General features: G+C 58.4%; 13 protein-coding genes and 1 pseudogene. 7 read left to right on the top strand and 7 right to left on the bottom strand.

Annotated features, from left to right (window positions below; translation table 11 throughout):
* Positions 1-4: 4 nt before the first annotated feature.
* Positions 5-754, bottom strand: a complete 750-nt coding sequence (locus tag AAEZ03_RS03600) for a thioesterase II family protein (protein WP_350576100.1) — start codon at positions 752-754, stop codon at positions 5-7.
* Between the two features lie 323 nt (positions 755-1,077).
* On the opposite strand from AAEZ03_RS03600, the gene AAEZ03_RS03595 reads away from it, so the two are divergent.
* Positions 1,078-1,626: an RNA polymerase factor sigma-70 gene (locus tag AAEZ03_RS03595; protein WP_048368846.1), complete on the top strand. Its 549-nt coding sequence runs from the start codon at positions 1,078-1,080 to the stop codon at positions 1,624-1,626.
* 85 nt (positions 1,627-1,711) lie between these two features.
* Here the strand turns inward: AAEZ03_RS03595 and AAEZ03_RS03590 are convergent.
* Positions 1,712-2,293 (bottom strand): annotated as a pseudogene (locus AAEZ03_RS03590) (GNAT family N-acetyltransferase); the annotation flags it as partial.
* Between the two features lie 77 nt (positions 2,294-2,370).
* Positions 2,371-3,147 carry a substrate-binding periplasmic protein gene (locus AAEZ03_RS03585; RefSeq protein WP_350576096.1) on the bottom strand — a complete coding sequence of 259 codons (777 nt, stop codon included), beginning with the start codon at positions 3,145-3,147 and terminating at the stop codon, positions 2,371-2,373.
* 210 nt (positions 3,148-3,357) lie between these two features.
* On the opposite strand from AAEZ03_RS03585, the gene AAEZ03_RS03580 reads away from it, so the two are divergent.
* Complete coding sequence (locus AAEZ03_RS03580; protein ID WP_048368844.1) at positions 3,358-3,900, top strand: 3'-5' exonuclease; 543 nt, start codon at positions 3,358-3,360, stop codon at positions 3,898-3,900.
* Between the two features lie 90 nt (positions 3,901-3,990).
* Positions 3,991-4,272, top strand: coding sequence for a pyrimidine/purine nucleoside phosphorylase (ppnP, locus tag AAEZ03_RS03575; protein ID WP_048368843.1), 282 nt, complete (start codon positions 3,991-3,993; stop codon positions 4,270-4,272).
* A gap of 80 nt (positions 4,273-4,352) precedes the next feature.
* Here ppnP and AAEZ03_RS03570 read toward each other — a convergent pair whose 3' ends face one another.
* On the bottom strand, positions 4,353-6,110 hold the full coding sequence (locus AAEZ03_RS03570; protein ID WP_350576093.1) for an ABC transporter transmembrane domain-containing protein: 1,758 nt from the start codon (positions 6,108-6,110) through the stop codon (positions 4,353-4,355).
* 253 nt (positions 6,111-6,363) lie between these two features.
* Here AAEZ03_RS03570 and AAEZ03_RS03565 point away from each other — a divergent pair, with 253 nt between their 5' ends.
* Positions 6,364-6,537 carry a PA1571 family protein gene (locus AAEZ03_RS03565; protein WP_048368841.1) on the top strand — a complete coding sequence of 58 codons (174 nt, stop codon included), beginning with the start codon at positions 6,364-6,366 and terminating at the stop codon, positions 6,535-6,537.
* A 100-nt stretch (positions 6,538-6,637) separates the two neighbouring features.
* Here the strand turns inward: AAEZ03_RS03565 and pdxB are convergent, their stop codons facing one another.
* The 3 genes from pdxB to rlmM are packed head-to-tail and all read right to left on the bottom strand — an operon-like array spanning position 6,638 to position 9,175.
* Positions 6,638-7,780 (bottom strand): 4-phosphoerythronate dehydrogenase PdxB, encoded by a 1,143-nt coding sequence (pdxB, locus tag AAEZ03_RS03560; protein WP_350576090.1) that lies wholly within the window; start codon positions 7,778-7,780, stop codon positions 6,638-6,640.
* Positions 7,781-7,835: 55 nt separating this feature from the next.
* Positions 7,836-8,084, bottom strand: coding sequence for a sulfurtransferase TusA (gene tusA, locus AAEZ03_RS03555; RefSeq protein WP_123750479.1), 249 nt, complete (start codon positions 8,082-8,084; stop codon positions 7,836-7,838).
* 14 nt (positions 8,085-8,098) lie between these two features.
* Positions 8,099-9,175 carry a 23S rRNA (cytidine(2498)-2'-O)-methyltransferase RlmM gene (gene rlmM / locus AAEZ03_RS03550; RefSeq protein WP_153326648.1) on the bottom strand — a complete coding sequence of 359 codons (1,077 nt, stop codon included), beginning with the start codon at positions 9,173-9,175 and terminating at the stop codon, positions 8,099-8,101.
* Positions 9,176-9,402: 227 nt separating this feature from the next.
* Between rlmM and acnA the strand changes: the two genes are divergently transcribed.
* The 3 genes from acnA (at position 9,403) to AAEZ03_RS03535 (ending at position 14,782) form a co-directional block, all read left to right on the top strand.
* A complete protein-coding gene (acnA, locus tag AAEZ03_RS03545) occupies positions 9,403-12,144 on the top strand; it encodes an aconitate hydratase AcnA (protein WP_350576086.1) in 2,742 nt (913 codons plus the stop codon).
* A 168-nt stretch (positions 12,145-12,312) separates the two neighbouring features.
* A complete protein-coding gene (locus AAEZ03_RS03540; RefSeq protein WP_350576083.1) occupies positions 12,313-13,104 on the top strand; it encodes a CPBP family intramembrane glutamic endopeptidase in 792 nt (263 codons plus the stop codon).
* Positions 13,105-13,216: 112 nt separating this feature from the next.
* Entirely contained in the window at positions 13,217-14,782 is a 1,566-nt protein-coding gene (locus AAEZ03_RS03535) for a methyl-accepting chemotaxis protein (protein WP_048368835.1), read from the top strand.
* The last annotated feature ends 50 nt before the right edge of the window (positions 14,783-14,832 follow it).

Genomic DNA, 14,832 nt, shown 5'->3' with positions numbered 1-14,832 from the left:
TGCTTTAGCCGGGCACCCGCCGAGCCTGTTGCTGACGCCAGCGCAGCAGGTGTTCTTCGGCGTAGCGGCGCAGGCAACGCAACAAGGCGGTTTCTTGCTGGTGCAGAAAAAAGTGATGGCCTTCAAACATGTCCAGGGAAAACGCGCGGCTGATGTCGGCCTGCCAATCGAGCAGTTGCTCGGCGCGCACACTGTCTTGCTTGCCGCCAAACACGTGAATGGGCAGCGACAACGGCGCCCGCCGGTCGTGTCTGAAACTGCCGCACAACAGGAAGTCGGCGCGCAGTATCGGCAGCATCAGGTGCATGAGTTCGGCATTGGCCAGCACCTCTTCGGGGGTGCCGTTGAGTTCGCGCAAGCGCTCGATCAGTTGCGTGTTGGTCTTGGCCAGCGCGTACTCGCTGACATCTCGGCGGGCCGGGCCGGCCGTGGCAGATGCAAACAAGGCCAGTGGCAGGGGCAGCCCGCGCTCACGCAGGGCGTGGGCCAGTTCAAAGGCCAACAGACCGCCCAGGCTGTGGCCGAACAACGCGTAAGGGCGGTCCAGTTCCGGGCTGATTTCGTCGGCCAACTGGCCGGCCAATGCGCGAATATCGCTCTGCAAGGGCTCGTCCATACGCATCCCGCGCCCCGGTAATTCCAGCGGGCGCACCTGCAGCCAAGTGGGCAGCAAGCGGCGCCAACGGCTGTAAGCCATGGCGCTGGCGCCGGAGTAAGGCAGACAAAACAAGCGCAGCTGGATGACTTCAGTCATGGTCTGAACCACCGCCGTAAAACGCCGCCCGTGCACATGCAAACGCCATATCACCCTCCTGTGTTAACCGTTCATCGCAGGTCTGCAACACAGACCTTCGCCCCTTGTGAACGGTTGACCCGAGCAAATAATTAGCCCTTCCGGTAGTGGCCATTTGTAGCGAACTGCACGGGATGTGAGGCTTTTCTCAATCTCTTGAAGGGATCGGTATTAATTACCTTTCTCAATTGACAATCATTATCATTAAGCCTAGTTTGTTTCGCACTGTGACGGCGCCAACCGAGCAATGGCCCGCACGTTTTCACTAGCCACAGGTGATCTCCATGACGGAACAAATGTCCACAAGCAGGTGTGACTCACCCTTACTTCAAGCCTTTGTCGACAACCGATTAATCCTGGTCAAAATTGCAGCGCGGATCACCGGCTGCCGATCTCGGGCCGAAGACGTGGTGCAGGACGCTTTCTTCCGTTTGCAGTCCGCGCCGCAGATCACCTCGTCATTCAAGGCGCAACTGAGCTATCTGTTCCAGATCGTGCGCAACCTGGCGATTGATCACTACCGCAAGCAGGCACTGGAGCAGAAATACTCGGGTACAGAAGAGGAAGGCTTGAATGTGGTGATCAATGGCGCCTCGCCAGAAACCTCGCATATCAATTTTTCGACCCTGGAAAACATCGCTGACGCGCTGACCGAGCTGCCAAGTCGCACCCGTTATGCGTTTGAGATGTACCGCTTGCACGGTGTGCAGCAAAAGGACATCGCCAAAGAGCTGGGGGTGTCGCCAACGCTGGTCAATTTCATGATCCGCGACGCGCTGATTCACTGCCGCAAGGTTTCGGGCAGCCAGCCAGATACCTTTAGCCGTCGCTGAAATCAGCTTCTTTGTGAGGGGGCTCGCGATCTTTGAAGATCAAAAGATCGCGAGGCGAGCTCGCTCCTACAAAATGAACGTCGCTTTAGCGTTGGTTTTCGATTGTCCTTTCCAGCACCATCAAGGCCGCCCGTTTGTGCGGGAAGTCGAATTCCTTGATCCGCTTATAGCCTTGTGACTGCATGTAACCAATCATTTTGGCGTTGTCGGCGCGGGGCTCGGCCACGATGCGCCGAGTGCGCGGGTCGTCCTGCAACAGGTAGTCGGTCAAGGCGGATAACCAACTGGCAACCTTATGCGGCCCGCGATGGGCCTGCTCCCCCACCAGCATATGAATGCCACGGTCGTAGTCGTCTGCGTCGTAAAAGGGGGCGATGCGATCTTCTTTGGCCCAATAGGCTTCGAAATAGGCAAACGGTTGGTCGTCAAAGCAACCGATCAAGGTCAGGGTGTGCGGGTCGTCGGCCAGTTTTTCGAGGTACTGGCGATGGTCCTCAAGGCTGCCCCCTTCATCCCAGAAGGCCAACACTCGCGGGGTGTTTTGCCAGCGGTTGAAGCGTTCGAGGTCAAGCTCGATGTCCAGCGTACGCAAGGAGATCCAGGCGCCAAGCTGGGGGTCGAAGCGCCGATAAACTTCGCCTTGGGGTTTGGCCGGGCGCTGCGGGTGCGAAACGGTAGCAGTCATTTTGGACTCACGATTTTCGTCAACAGTTAGGCTGTGTGACGTTGGCCGCGGGGCAAAATTTAGGACTCAGTCTCGACGAGTTCAATATTGTAAGGGGCAAAAATCGCTTTTAACTGGCCATTGTCCTTGAGCGTTTTGATCAGCTTGGTCACTTCTTCGGCTTTGATCGGGCCATGGGGCCGAATGAAGGCGTAGTGATGGTAGCGCTGGTCGGCACGGTCAGATATCAGCACGCGGGATTTGTACTGCGGATTGTGTCTGAGCATGTCATTGAGGTTGGATCGGGTCATCAAGGTCATGTCTACCCGCCCGCGCAAGACCATCTGCAGGTTGCTTTCGTGGGAGTAGGTCAAGGTCGCGTCAAAGTGATTGAGCAAGTAGCTGGGGGCAGGATTGAAGTCTGCAAAGGCGTAGTGATAACCGGAAAAAAGCGCCAGCCGTTTCCCCTTTAAATCATCAAAGTAGGACTGATCACGCCCCGGTTGTTGCTTGGCGATAAACACTTCCGAGTCGACAAGGCCAAGGTCGACAGCATCGTAATCGACCCCCTGCCAGCCCCAGTTGGAGCTTTCAAAAAGGATCAGGTCAACGCGGCCCTGATCAAAGTCACGCACCCTTCGCGCCAGCGAGGTAGGGACGGCGGTGAATTTATAATCAGTTTGTAACTCATTCATCGCACTTAGCAATTTTTGCAGCAAGCCCGTGTCGGAGCCGCGTTCCGGGCGCACGATATACGGCGGAAAATGCGCCGCACCGACGCGAATTTCCTGCGCGGCCCACACCGGCGACATCAAGGTGACACTCAGCGCCAGCAACACACTGCGGACCATCCACATTGGCAAACACTTAAACGCTGTGCACATCGGGGACGCCCGCAACTGGAACTTATTAATGGGTACAGGACCTGAGATCGAGTACGACCGTAATTTAAGCGCGCCTAGACTAGCAAGCAAACGTGGTGTGGCCCACTACAAATTAAGTGCCCCGTGGCTGCGCATTAGCTACGCTGCATCCTCAATGCCGATGTTGTTTAAGGAAAGCTGCACATGCCTCACTGGCTGGTAATTGACTTGGAAGCCACCACCGATGACGGCGGCTGGCCTCTGGAAGAAATGGAAGTCATCGAAATCGGTGCCAGCGTGGTCACGCGTGCCGGACGCGAAATAGACCACTTTCAGCGTTTTGTACGGCCGCAACGGCGCCCGCTGCTGACCGCTTTTTGCCGTCAATTAACCCATATCACCCAAGCCAATATTGATAACGCCAGCCCGACCGGACAGGTTTGGGAGCAGTTCGAGCGCTGGCTGGGCCAGCATCTGCCCAAACTGGAAGGTTGGGCCAGTTGGGGTGAGTACGACCGCAAGCAACTGGAACAGGAATGGCAACAAAAGCAGCTGGACAGCGCCCTGGCACGTTTGCCGCATATGAACCTCAAGCAACAATTTGCCCAGGTCCGCCAGCTAAAACAGCCCCTGGGCCTTAACAGTGCCTTGCAACTGGCCGGCATGCAGTTCAGCGGGCAGCAGCACCGCGCCCTGGAAGATGCGCGCAATACAGCCCGTTTATTGCCCTTGGTGCTGCGGGTTTAGTGCAGCGCCGAGCCTCTACAAAAGGGCGTGACGGGATAAAACGGCTTCTGCATACTGGCCAGCCTTTTTAACCCATTCCGAGGAATCGCCATGTTTAAAGTCAACGAATACTTCGACGGCACCGTCAAGTCGATTGCGTTCACACAAGCTGAAGGCAAAGCCACTATTGGCGTCATGGCCCCGGGTAAATACGAGTTCGGCACCGCCGAGCGTGAAATCATGCACGTCGTCTCGGGCGAGCTGAAGGTCAAGCTGCCGGGCAGCAGCGAGTTTGAAACGTTCAAGACAGGCAGCCAGTTCAACGTACCGGCCAACAGCAAGTTTCAGCTTGAGGTCGCAGTAGATACCGCTTACCTGTGCGAGTACCGCTGAGTTAGCCCCGCGTAGAAGCGAGCTTGTCTCGCGATCTTTTGATGTTTAAAAGATCGCGAGGCAAGCTCGCTCCTACAGGGTTAGTCCGCTGTATTGAACTGCAACGCTGCCAACCGCGCATACAGCGGGTTACTGGCTATCAATTGGGCATGTGTGCCCACCGCCACCAGCTTGCCCTGATCCATCACGGCAATGCGATCGGCATTCTGCACCGTTGCCAGTCGATGGGCGATCACCAACGTGGTACGGCCTTTCATCAGGCTGGGCAACGCTTCCTGGATCAAGTGTTCACTTTGCGCATCCAGCGCGCTGGTGGCTTCGTCCAACAGTAAAATCGGCGCATCTACCAGCAGTGCACGGGCAATCGCCAGGCGTTGCCGCTGCCCGCCCGACAACCCCTGACCGCCATCGCCCAAGTGGGTTTTATAGCCCTGGGGCATTTGCAGGATGAAGTCATGGGCATGAGCAATGCGCGCCGCCGCCTCGACCTGAGCGTCTGTGGCCTGCAGGTTGCCATAGCGGATGTTGTCTTCGACCGAGCCAAAGAACAGCGCCGGGGTCTGCGAGACCAGGGCAAAGCAACGTCGCAAGTCGTGCGGGTCAAGTTGTTGAACAGGTCGGCCTTCCAACAGAATTTGCCCTTGCTGGGGGTCATAGAAACGCAACAGCAAGTCGAACAAGGTCGATTTACCGGCCCCGGACGGCCCAACCAGGGCCAGGGTTTCGCCTGCATTGATGGTCAGGCTCAGGCCCGCAATCGCGAAGCTTTCGGGACGCGACGGGTAAGAAAAATACACATCTTCGAGGCGCACGTTGCCTTCAACCCGCTCTGGCAACACTTGCAACCCGCTGTCCGGCACAACGATCTGGCTCTTGGACTGCAGCAGTTCGCTGATCCGCTCTGCCGCGCCTGCCGCCTGTTGCAGTTCGCCAATCACTTCGCTCAGGGTGCCGACGGCACTGCCGACCACCAGGCTATAGAACACAAACGCGGCCAGTTCACCGCCCGTGATACGCCCGGCAATAACATCCATGCCGCCCACCCAGAGCATGACGCCGACCGCGCCCAGCACCAGCGAGATCACCAGGGTGATCAGCCAGGCCCGTTGCAAGATACGTTTGCGCGCCGTGGCAAAGGCGCCTTCGACGGTTTGCGCAAAGCGCTGCTGGTCTTGTTGCTGATGGTTGTAGGCCTGGACGGTTTTAATCTGGGTCAGGGCCTCGGCCACGTAACTGCCAACATCGGCGATGCGGTCCTGGCTTTGACGCGACAAGCTGCGCACGCGGCGGCCAAAGATCAAGATCGGTGACAGCACCAGGGGCAAGGCGACCACGACGATGCTGGTGAGCTTGGGGTTGGTGATAAACAGCAGCACCACGCCGCCGATCACCATCAGGCTGTTGCGCAAAAACAACGACAGCGAAGAACCGATCACCGATTGCAGCAATGTTGTGTCGGTGGTTAGCCGGGACTGGATTTCTGAACTGCGGTTGTTTTCGTAGAAACCGGGGTGCAAACCGATGAGATGGTTGAAGACTTGCCGGCGAATGTCAGCCACCACCCGCTCGCCAATCCACGACACCAGATAGAAACGCACAAATGTGCCCACCGCCAAGCCCAGCACCAGCAGCAAAAACAGGCCAATGGACTGATTAAGCATATGCGGTGATTGGGTCATAAAGCCTTTGTCGACGAGCAAACGAATGCCCTGCCCCATCGACAGCGTGATCCCCGCCGTGACGATCAGGGCCAGCAACGCGCCGACCGCATGCCAGCGGTAAGGGGCTACAAAATGAATGACCAGACGAATGGCGCGGCGCTGACGGGAAGAGAGCATGAGGGTGTTCCGCAAAGGGGGTCGAGTGTTGAAAGCCGCACACAGCCTACAACGAACCGGGGTAACACTTGGTAAACCTTTCTCAGTCGTTTTGAATATGACCGGGTGCCACAAGCCCTAGGCGTTAAAGTTCTAAAGTGAGGGTAGAAGTTTCGAAGTATTTCTGTTGGACTGGGTTCCGCGGCCAAGTGTGTAACAGCTTGGTCATTTAACGGATCTAAAGTAGCGCTACACCCTGATGAGGAGACAGGCCATGGAATCAATCAACACTCAAGCACTTCCGGTAATTCGCACCCACCAGCAACCGTCGTTGGGGTGTGCCTTTATCGACGCTGAAGGTAATGAAGTTCTCATCACTGAAGAGATGATTCAGAACGCCTGCCAAGAACTGGAACAGCGTTTGGTCAAGCCTGTAAACAAAGACTGAACCTCAAAATCCCTGTAGGAGCGAGCTTGCTCGCGAGCTTTTTGAAAGATCAAAAGATCGCGAGCAAGCTCGCTCCTACAGTGACCGTATACCTACATACCTACACTGGCACTGCGCCCAGAGCTTTAACCATCTTCGTCAAACCCTGCGACTCACCCTCTATACGTACCTGTAAGCCTTCGATTTCGCGGCGTACCGGGTAGTGTTTGCGCAAGGCGTCAAACGCCAGCTTTTGCTCCTGAACCGTGCCCACCAGGCTGCGACGAAAGTCCGCATCGTCACGACGCGGGTCGTAAACCCCACGGCATACCATCGCCAGCGCCCACGCAGGGTCACTGTCGGCGCTCAGTTCAACCTTGGCCAGCCAGGGCGCGGGCAGTAAGTCGGCAAGTTTGATAACCGCTTCCTGCCCCAGAAAATCGCAGAACGCCTGGTAAATCTGCGCCGTGCCCCGCTGCTTGCCGTCCAGGCTGTAACCCGCGATGTGCGGCGTTGCCAGTACGCACAGATCGGCCAGTTCGACATCAACCTGCGGCTCGGCTTCCCACACGTCCAGCACCGCTTGCAGGTCTTCGCGCTGGGTCAGCACCTCACGCAAGGCGTTGTTGTCGATCACCGGACCTCGGCTGGCGTTGATCAGCCAGGTGCCGTGTTTGAGCTGGTTCAAGCGCTGCTGGTCGAGCAAATGCCAGGTCGCGTTCTCTGCGGATTTATCCAGAGGCGTGTGCAGGCTGATGACATCGCAACGTTCGATGATCTGCTCAAGGCTGACGTAATCACCGCCCTCTGCCGCCTGACGCGGCGGGTCGCACACCAGCACGTTGAAGCCCAGGCCCTTGAGCACATTGACCAGACGCCCGCCCACTTCGCCAGCACCGACCACACCATAGGTGCGCTGATTGAGGTCGGCGCCTTCGATTTCGGCCAGTGTCAGCAAGCTGCCGAGCACGTAGTCCACCACACCGCGAGCATTGCAGCCCGGCGCACTGGACCACTGAATGCCCTCTTGATGAAAGTAATCGAGCGCCAGGTGATCGGTGCCGATGGTGCACGTGCCGACAAAACGCACGGCGCTGCCTTCAAGCAGATCGCGGTCGACTTTGGTCACCGAACGCACCAGCAAGACATCCGCATCATACACATCGGCCCGGGTGATCTGGCGCCCCGGCAAACGGCGTATTTCACCGAATTCAGCAAAGAACGCATCGACCAACGGAATATTTTCATCAGCAACAATCAGCATGGCAGGCTCCTTTCAAGGACTGGCAGTGTAGGCGTTGTCGGCACGTTTGGGCCGATCAATCCTGCTTTTTGCGGATCCAGTACAGGTACTTGCCCGCTTCTTCGGCCTGGCCGACCAGTTCGTGGTCCAAAAATACGCAGAACTTGGGAATGTCACGGCGGGTCGACGGATCGGTCGCGATCACTTTCAGCAATCCACCCGGCACCAGATCGCGAATGTGTTGGTGCAGCATCATCACCGGCTCAGGGCAGTTCAGGCCGCTGGCGTCCAGAGTGCCGTCAAGCGGCAGGTCAGCAAAACTCATGGGGTACTCCTGAATCAGCGGGATTTAGGCTTTTTCACGTCCAGTCGACGCAAATGGCAGGTCACTTCTTCACGGTCGTGGTACAGCTGCTTGCAGCCGATTTCAACCTGGATACCGCGCGCCTTGAAGCCGTCGGCAATGCGGTCCAACAGGCGACGCACTTCGGCGTAGCGTTGTTTCATCGGCAACTTGAGGTTGACCACCGCCTCACGGCAATGCCCTTCGCCAATCCACTCTTCAAGCATCGCCGCATTGCGCGCAGGCTTCTCGACGATGTCGCAGACCATCCAGTCCACCGGCTGCTTGGGCTTGAAGGTAAAGCCATCGGCCATCAAGTGTTGCACCAGTCCGGTGTCCATCAGGCTTTCAGCCATGGGGCCGTTGTCGATGGCGATTACCAGCATGCCGCGATTGACCAGTTGCCAGGTCCAGCCACCGGGGGCAGCGCCAAGGTCAACGCCGGTCATGTCACTGTGCAAACGGTCATCCCACTGATCACGCGGGATGAAGTGGTGCCAGGCTTCTTCCAGCTTGAGGGTCGAGCGGCTCGGGGCTTCACGCGGGAACTTGAGACGCGGAATGCCCATTGGCCACATGGCCGAGTTGTTGGACTCGGCCAGGCCGAGGAACACTTCGCGGCCACTTTTGAAGGTCAGCAGCAGGCGCGGTTTGTCGTCGGCGTTTTCGACCAGCTTGCCCGCCTTGAGCAGCGCCTTGCGCAAATGCCCTTCGAACTTCTTGCAGAAGTTGGACAGTTCTTTGCCGTCGTTGGTGTCGACCACTTCCAGCCACAGGCTGCCACACACCGGAAAATCGGCCATGTGTTCAAGGATGACGCTGATCCGGTCGGTTTCCGGCAGCTCGACAAAACTGCCGCGTGCCCATTGGCGCGGGAAAATCAGCTCGGCGAAGCGCAGGCGCTGCATCAGGCGCTCAGCACCGCCTGCTTCGGTGCAGACAAACTCGGCACAGGCCGCGCTTGGCTTGGCCTTGGCGTAGCCGGAGACATTAAGACGGGCGGCATGCTCGGCGATTTCCGAGCAGACTTCGCCTTCAAAACCGGGCCGGCAATGCATAAAAACGGTGTTCATTGATTTACTCCTGGGCAGCGGCAAGACATTAAACCGCTGCGCTACCTTGTCCTGGAACAAGGTCTGTCACGAAAAGGCGGGCATGATAACTGAGTTCGGAACCTTGAAGCCTTATAGACAGTCCAGTTATTAGCCAGATCACTGAATCAGGGCTAGGTTTGAAGCTCTGCTCACTGTTCTGTTCGTATCACACGATCCGTGCCGTGCGGATCAAAAGGAGTCATTTCATGTCCTCCCTCGATAGCCTGAAAACCCTTTCTACCTTAAAAGTCGACGATAAGACTTATCACTACTTCAGCCTGCCGCTCGCCGCCAAAACCCTGGGCGATTTGAGCAAGCTGCCGATGTCTCTTAAAGTGCTGCTGGAAAACCTGCTGCGCTGGGAAGACGGCAAAACCGTCACCGAACCCGACCTCAAGGCTCTCGCCGCCTGGCTCAAGGAACGCCGCAGCGACCGTGAAATCCAGTACCGCCCGGCACGGGTGTTGATGCAGGATTTTACCGGCGTACCGGCGGTGGTCGACCTGGCCGCCATGCGCGCCGCCATGGCCAAGGCCGGAGGCGACCCGCAGCGCATCAACCCGTTGTCGCCGGTTGACCTGGTGATTGACCACTCGGTGATGGTCGACAAGTTCGGCAGCACCAGCGCCTTTGAGCAAAACGTCGACATCGAAATGGAACGCAACGGCGAACGCTATGCGTTTTTGCGCTGGGGCCAGGATGCCTTCGATAATTTCAGCGTGGTACCGCCCGGCACCGGGATTTGTCACCAGGTGAACCTCGAATACCTGGGCCGCACGGTCTGGACCAAAGACGAAGACGGCCGCACCTATGCCTTCCCCGACACTCTGGTAGGCACCGATTCGCACACCACCATGATCAACGGCCTTGGCGTTTTGGGCTGGGGCGTGGGCGGGATTGAAGCCGAAGCCGCCATGCTCGGCCAGCCCGTGTCGATGCTGATCCCTGAAGTGGTGGGTTTCAAGCTCAGTGGCAAGCTCAAAGAAGGCATCACCGCCACTGACCTGGTACTGACGGTCACGCAAATGCTGCGCAGCAAGGGCGTGGTCGGCAAGTTCGTCGAGTTTTACGGCGATGGCCTGGCCGATTTGCCCTTGGCGGACCGTGCCACCATTGCCAACATGGCTCCGGAATACGGCGCTACGTGCGGGTTTTTCCCGGTGGATGAAATCACCCTCGATTACCTGCGTTTATCCGGTCGCCCGGACGCCACGGTCAAGCTGGTCGAGGCTTACTGCAAAGCCCAGGGCCTGTGGCGCGAAGCGGGCCAAGAGCCGATTTTCACCGACACTCTGGCGCTCGACATGGGCACCGTCGAGGCCAGCCTCGCCGGGCCGAAACGCCCGCAAGACCGGGTTGCCCTGCCCAACGTGGCGCAAGCATTCAGCGACTTCTTGAGCCTGCAGTTCAAACCGGCCAGTAAAGAAGAAGGCCGCCTTGAAAGTGAAGGCGGTGGCGGCGTGGCCGTGGGGAGCGCAGAGTCGGTTGGTGAAGCGGATTACAGCCTCGACGGCAAAACCTGGCGCCTGAAAAACGGCGCAGTGGTGATTGCCGCCATCACCTCGTGCACCAACACCTCCAACCCCAGCGTGATGATGGCTGCCGGGTTGGTGGCGAAAAAAGCCGTGGAAAAAGGCCTGAAAAGCCAGCCTTGGGTGAAAACCTCATTGGCCCCCGGCTCAAAAGTAGTTACCGACTACTACAAGGCCGCTGGCCTTACCCCGTACCTCGATCAGTTAGGTTTTGACCTGGTGGGTTATGGCTGTACCACTTGTATTGGCAACTCCGGGCCGCTGCCCGATCCCATTGAAAAAGCCATCACCCAAGCGGACCTGACCGTGGCATCTGTGCTGTCGGGCAACCGTAACTTTGAAGGCCGCGTACACCCGCTGGTCAAAACCAACTGGCTGGCCTCGCCGCCGCTGGTGGTGGCCTATGCATTGGCCGGTACGGTGCGTATCGATATCAGCAGCGAGCCACTAGGCGTGAGCAAAGGCGGCCAGCCTGTGTACCTGCGCGATATCTGGCCGAGCCAGAAAGAAATCGCCGACGCCGTGGCGCAAGTCAGCACCGGCATGTTCCACAAGGAATACGCCGAAGTGTTTGCCGGTGACGAGCAATGGCAAGCCATCGAAGTGCCGCAGGCGGCGACATATGTCTGGCAAGACAGCTCGACGTACATCCAGCATCCGCCGTTCTTTGATGACATTGACGGGCCATTGCCGGTCATCGAAGACGTCAAGGGCGCGAACATTCTGGCGCTGCTGGGGGATTCGGTGACCACCGACCACATCTCCCCTGCCGGCAATATCAAGGCCGACAGCCCGGCCGGGCGCTACCTGCGCGAGAAAGGCGTCGAGCCCAAGGACTTCAACTCCTACGGTTCGCGACGCGGTAACCATGAAGTGATGATGCGTGGCACCTTCGCCAACATCCGTATTCGCAACGAAATGCTCGGCGGTGAAGAAGGAGGCAACACCCTGTACATCCCGACCGGCGAAAAACTGGCGATCTACGACGCGGCCATGCGTTATCAGGCCTCGGGTACGCCGCTGGTGGTGATTGCCGGTCAGGAATACGGCACCGGTTCGAGCCGCGACTGGGCGGCAAAGGGCACTAATCTGCTGGGCGTCAAAGCGGTGATTGCCGAGAGTTTTGAGCGTATCCACCGCTCCAATTTGGTGGGTATGGGCGTGTTGCCCTTGCAGTTCAAGCTGGACCAGAACCGCAAGAGCCTGAAGCTCACCGGCAAAGAGACCCTGGACATCCTCGGGCTGACCGGCGCCGACATTCAACCGCGAATGAACCTGACCCTGGTGATCACCCGTGAAGACGGCCAGCAGGAAAAGGTCCAGGTCCTGTGCCGGATCGACACCCTCAATGAAGTGGAATACTTCAAGGCGGGCGGGATCTTGCACTACGTGCTGCGTCAATTGATTGCTTCGTAACAGCCAAACCTGTGGGAGCGGGCTTGCTCGCGATGGTATCGACGCGGTCTAACAGAAAAACCGCATTGCCTGCATCGCGAGCAAGCCCGCTCCCACACCTTCATGTTCACAACATTTGCTTCATGCCGAATCGTTATACTCGTGCGCCCTTCTCCCCCTAGGATTCGCATGATCGCCCTGCCCTGGCCTTATCTCGCCCTCTTGACCCTCGGCTACGGCATTGCCCTGAGCTATGGCCAATTAGGCGTTCAAGCTGTTATTGCCCTGGCCGCCCTGGTGGTGAGCGGGCTGGCTGCCCACCAAACCCAACGCTTGTGGCTGCGCTATGCCGGACACGCTGTGTTTGTGTTGCTGGCCTTGGCTTTGGCCCTGCATTGGCTCCCCGGTTTTAACAACGGCCGTGCCATCAGCCCCGAGCGGCTGACCCCGGATGCCGTGCCCTTTTCGATGTACCTTAATCTGGACAAACCCCTGATCGGCTTTTGGCTGCTACTGGTGTGCCCGTGGATAGCACCGCGCTTTAACTGGCGTGCGTCAGTGGGCGCCGCATTGATGGGGCTGGTGCTGGCCGCCATGGCCGCGCTGGGTGGCGCGCTGTTGCTCGGCATCGTGGCCTGGGCGCCGAAGTGGCCCAGCCAGGGCTGGATTTGGCTATTGAATAACCTGCTGCTGGTGACGCTGGTCGAAGAAGCGCTGTTTCGCGGCTATTTGCAGGGCGGATTGAGCCGCTGGTTCAAGCAACTGCCGTACGGGCAAACCCTGGCCTTGGTGATTGCCTCGCTGTTGTTCGGCCTGGCGCATGTCGGTGCCGGTTGGCAGTGGGTCCTTTTGGCGGGGATTGCCGGGCTTTGTTACGGCCTGGCCTACCGCTTTGGCGGGTTAAGTGCAGCGATTGCCACGCACTTTGGCTTGAACGTGCTGCACTTGGCGTTCTTCACCTATCCCATGCTGGCGCCTTGAGTTCGGCCGTTGGCTGCAACAGCGTGGATGCACGCTGTTGCAGCAGAAATATTAATTAAACAATTCGTTGCACGTGCCGAAAGCCTATCAAAGTCTTGCGGATTGAAACGACATGCGTAACAACCAGCCCATCACCCAGCGCGAACGCACATTCCCCGCGCAGCAACGGTTGATCTCCACTACCGATACCAAAGGCGTGATCACCTACTGCAACGACGACTTCGTCGACATCAGCGGGTTTTCCCGTGATGAGCTGGTGCGCGCACCGCATAACCTTGTGCGCCATCCGGATGTGCCTTCGGCAGTGTTCGAACATATGTGGAGCACCCTGAAAAAGGGCATGCCGTGGATGGGCATCGTCAAAAACCGCTGCAAGTCCGGCGATCACTACTGGGTGAATGCGTACGTGACCCCGGTGTTTGAAAACGAACGCGTAGTGGGTTACGAGTCGGTGCGGGTCAAGCCAACGGCCGAGCAGATCCGCCGCGCCGAAGCCTTGTACCAGCGTATTAATCGCGGCAAGCCCGCCGTACCGCGCCGCGACAAGTGGCTGCCGGTGCTGCAGGACTGGCTGCCGTTCATTCTGGTCAGCCAACTGAGTTTTGTTATTGGTGCGCTGTTCAACTCCAGCTGGGGTTTTGCCTTGGCCGCGCTGTTGTCGATTCCGTTGGGGCTGCTGGGCCTGACCTGGCAGCAACGCGGGATCAAGCGCTTGCTGCGCCTGGCCGAACAGACCACTTCTGACCCTCTGATTGCCCAGATGTACACCGACAGCCGTGGCCCGCAAGCGCGTCTGGAAATGTCCATCCTGAGCCAGGAAGCGCGTCTTAAAACCTGCCTGACCCGTCTGCAAGACACCGCCGAGCACCTCAGCGAGCAAGCCCGTCAATCAGACGTGTTGGCGCACAAGAGCTCCACCGGGCTGGAGCGCCAGCGGGTTGAAACCGAGCAGGTTGCTACCGCCGTTAACCAGATGGCCGCGACGACCCAAGAGGTCGCCAGCCATGTACAGCGCACCGCCGATGCAACGCAAGAAGCCAATCGCCTGACCAGCCGCGGCCGCGACATTGCCGGTGAAACCCGCGAAGCCATTGAGCGCCTGTCGGTGGTCGTCGGTGAAACCGGCGCGACGGTGACCCAACTGGCGAAAGACAGTGACGAGATCGGCGGCGTCGTCGACGTGATCAAGGGTATTGCCGACCAGACCAACCTGTTGGCCTTGAACGCAGCCATTGAGGCCGCGCGAGCCGGTGAAATGGGCCGGGGCTTTGCCGTAGTGGCCGATGAAGTGCGCCAACTGGCACAACGCACCAGCACCTCGACCGGCCAGATTCACGGTTTGATTGCCAAACTGCAACAAACCGCCGCCACAGCCGTACAGACCATGGACGCTGGCCACCGCCAGGCACAAGAAGGCGTGGCGCGGGTATTGGAAGCCGATGCGGCACTGATCGGGATCAGCGAAGCGGTGGCCAATATCACCGACATGACCACCCAGATTGCCGCCGCCACCGAAGAGCAAAGTGCCGTGGCTGAAGAAGTCAGCCGTAACATCAGCACCATTGCCGACCTTGCCGACCAAACCTCCGAGCAGGCGCAGCATTCGGCCCTGCTGAGTGAGGAGCTCGCCCAGACCGTGAATATTCAATATTCGCTGGTGGAGCGGTTTAACCGCTAATTAAGGTCCGGTGATTTCTGTGCAGGAGCGAGCTTTTAAAGAGTTAAAGA

This window comes from Pseudomonas sp. HY2-MNA-CIBAN-0224 (assembly GCF_040310285.1).
GTDB classification, from domain to species: Bacteria; Pseudomonadota; Gammaproteobacteria; order Pseudomonadales; family Pseudomonadaceae; genus Aquipseudomonas; species Aquipseudomonas helleri.
This window is presented reverse-complemented; position numbering and strand designations above follow the sequence as displayed.

Excerpts from the sequence above, each read along its gene's own strand:
- ppnP (WP_048368843.1), top strand. The coding sequence starts at position 3,991 with ATGTTTAAAGTCAACGAATACTTCGACGGCACCGTCAAGTCGATTGCG.
- tusA (WP_123750479.1), bottom strand. The coding sequence starts at position 8,084 with ATGAGTTTTGCTGACCTGCCGCTTGACGGCACTCTGGACGCCAGCGGC.
- AAEZ03_RS03565 (WP_048368841.1), top strand. The coding sequence starts at position 6,364 with ATGGAATCAATCAACACTCAAGCACTTCCGGTAATTCGCACCCACCAG.
- AAEZ03_RS03585 (WP_350576096.1), bottom strand. The coding sequence starts at position 3,147 with ATGTGGATGGTCCGCAGTGTGTTGCTGGCGCTGAGTGTCACCTTGATG.
- AAEZ03_RS03600 (WP_350576100.1), bottom strand. The coding sequence starts at position 754 with ATGACTGAAGTCATCCAGCTGCGCTTGTTTTGTCTGCCTTACTCCGGC.
- rlmM (WP_153326648.1), bottom strand. The coding sequence starts at position 9,175 with ATGAACACCGTTTTTATGCATTGCCGGCCCGGTTTTGAAGGCGAAGTC.
- AAEZ03_RS03540 (WP_350576083.1), top strand. The coding sequence starts at position 12,313 with ATGATCGCCCTGCCCTGGCCTTATCTCGCCCTCTTGACCCTCGGCTAC.
- AAEZ03_RS03535 (WP_048368835.1), top strand. The coding sequence starts at position 13,217 with ATGCGTAACAACCAGCCCATCACCCAGCGCGAACGCACATTCCCCGCG.
- acnA (WP_350576086.1), top strand. The coding sequence starts at position 9,403 with ATGTCCTCCCTCGATAGCCTGAAAACCCTTTCTACCTTAAAAGTCGAC.
- AAEZ03_RS03595 (WP_048368846.1), top strand. The coding sequence starts at position 1,078 with ATGACGGAACAAATGTCCACAAGCAGGTGTGACTCACCCTTACTTCAA.
- AAEZ03_RS03570 (WP_350576093.1), bottom strand. The coding sequence starts at position 6,110 with ATGCTCTCTTCCCGTCAGCGCCGCGCCATTCGTCTGGTCATTCATTTT.
- pdxB (WP_350576090.1), bottom strand. The coding sequence starts at position 7,780 with ATGCTGATTGTTGCTGATGAAAATATTCCGTTGGTCGATGCGTTCTTT.
- AAEZ03_RS03580 (WP_048368844.1), top strand. The coding sequence starts at position 3,358 with ATGCCTCACTGGCTGGTAATTGACTTGGAAGCCACCACCGATGACGGC.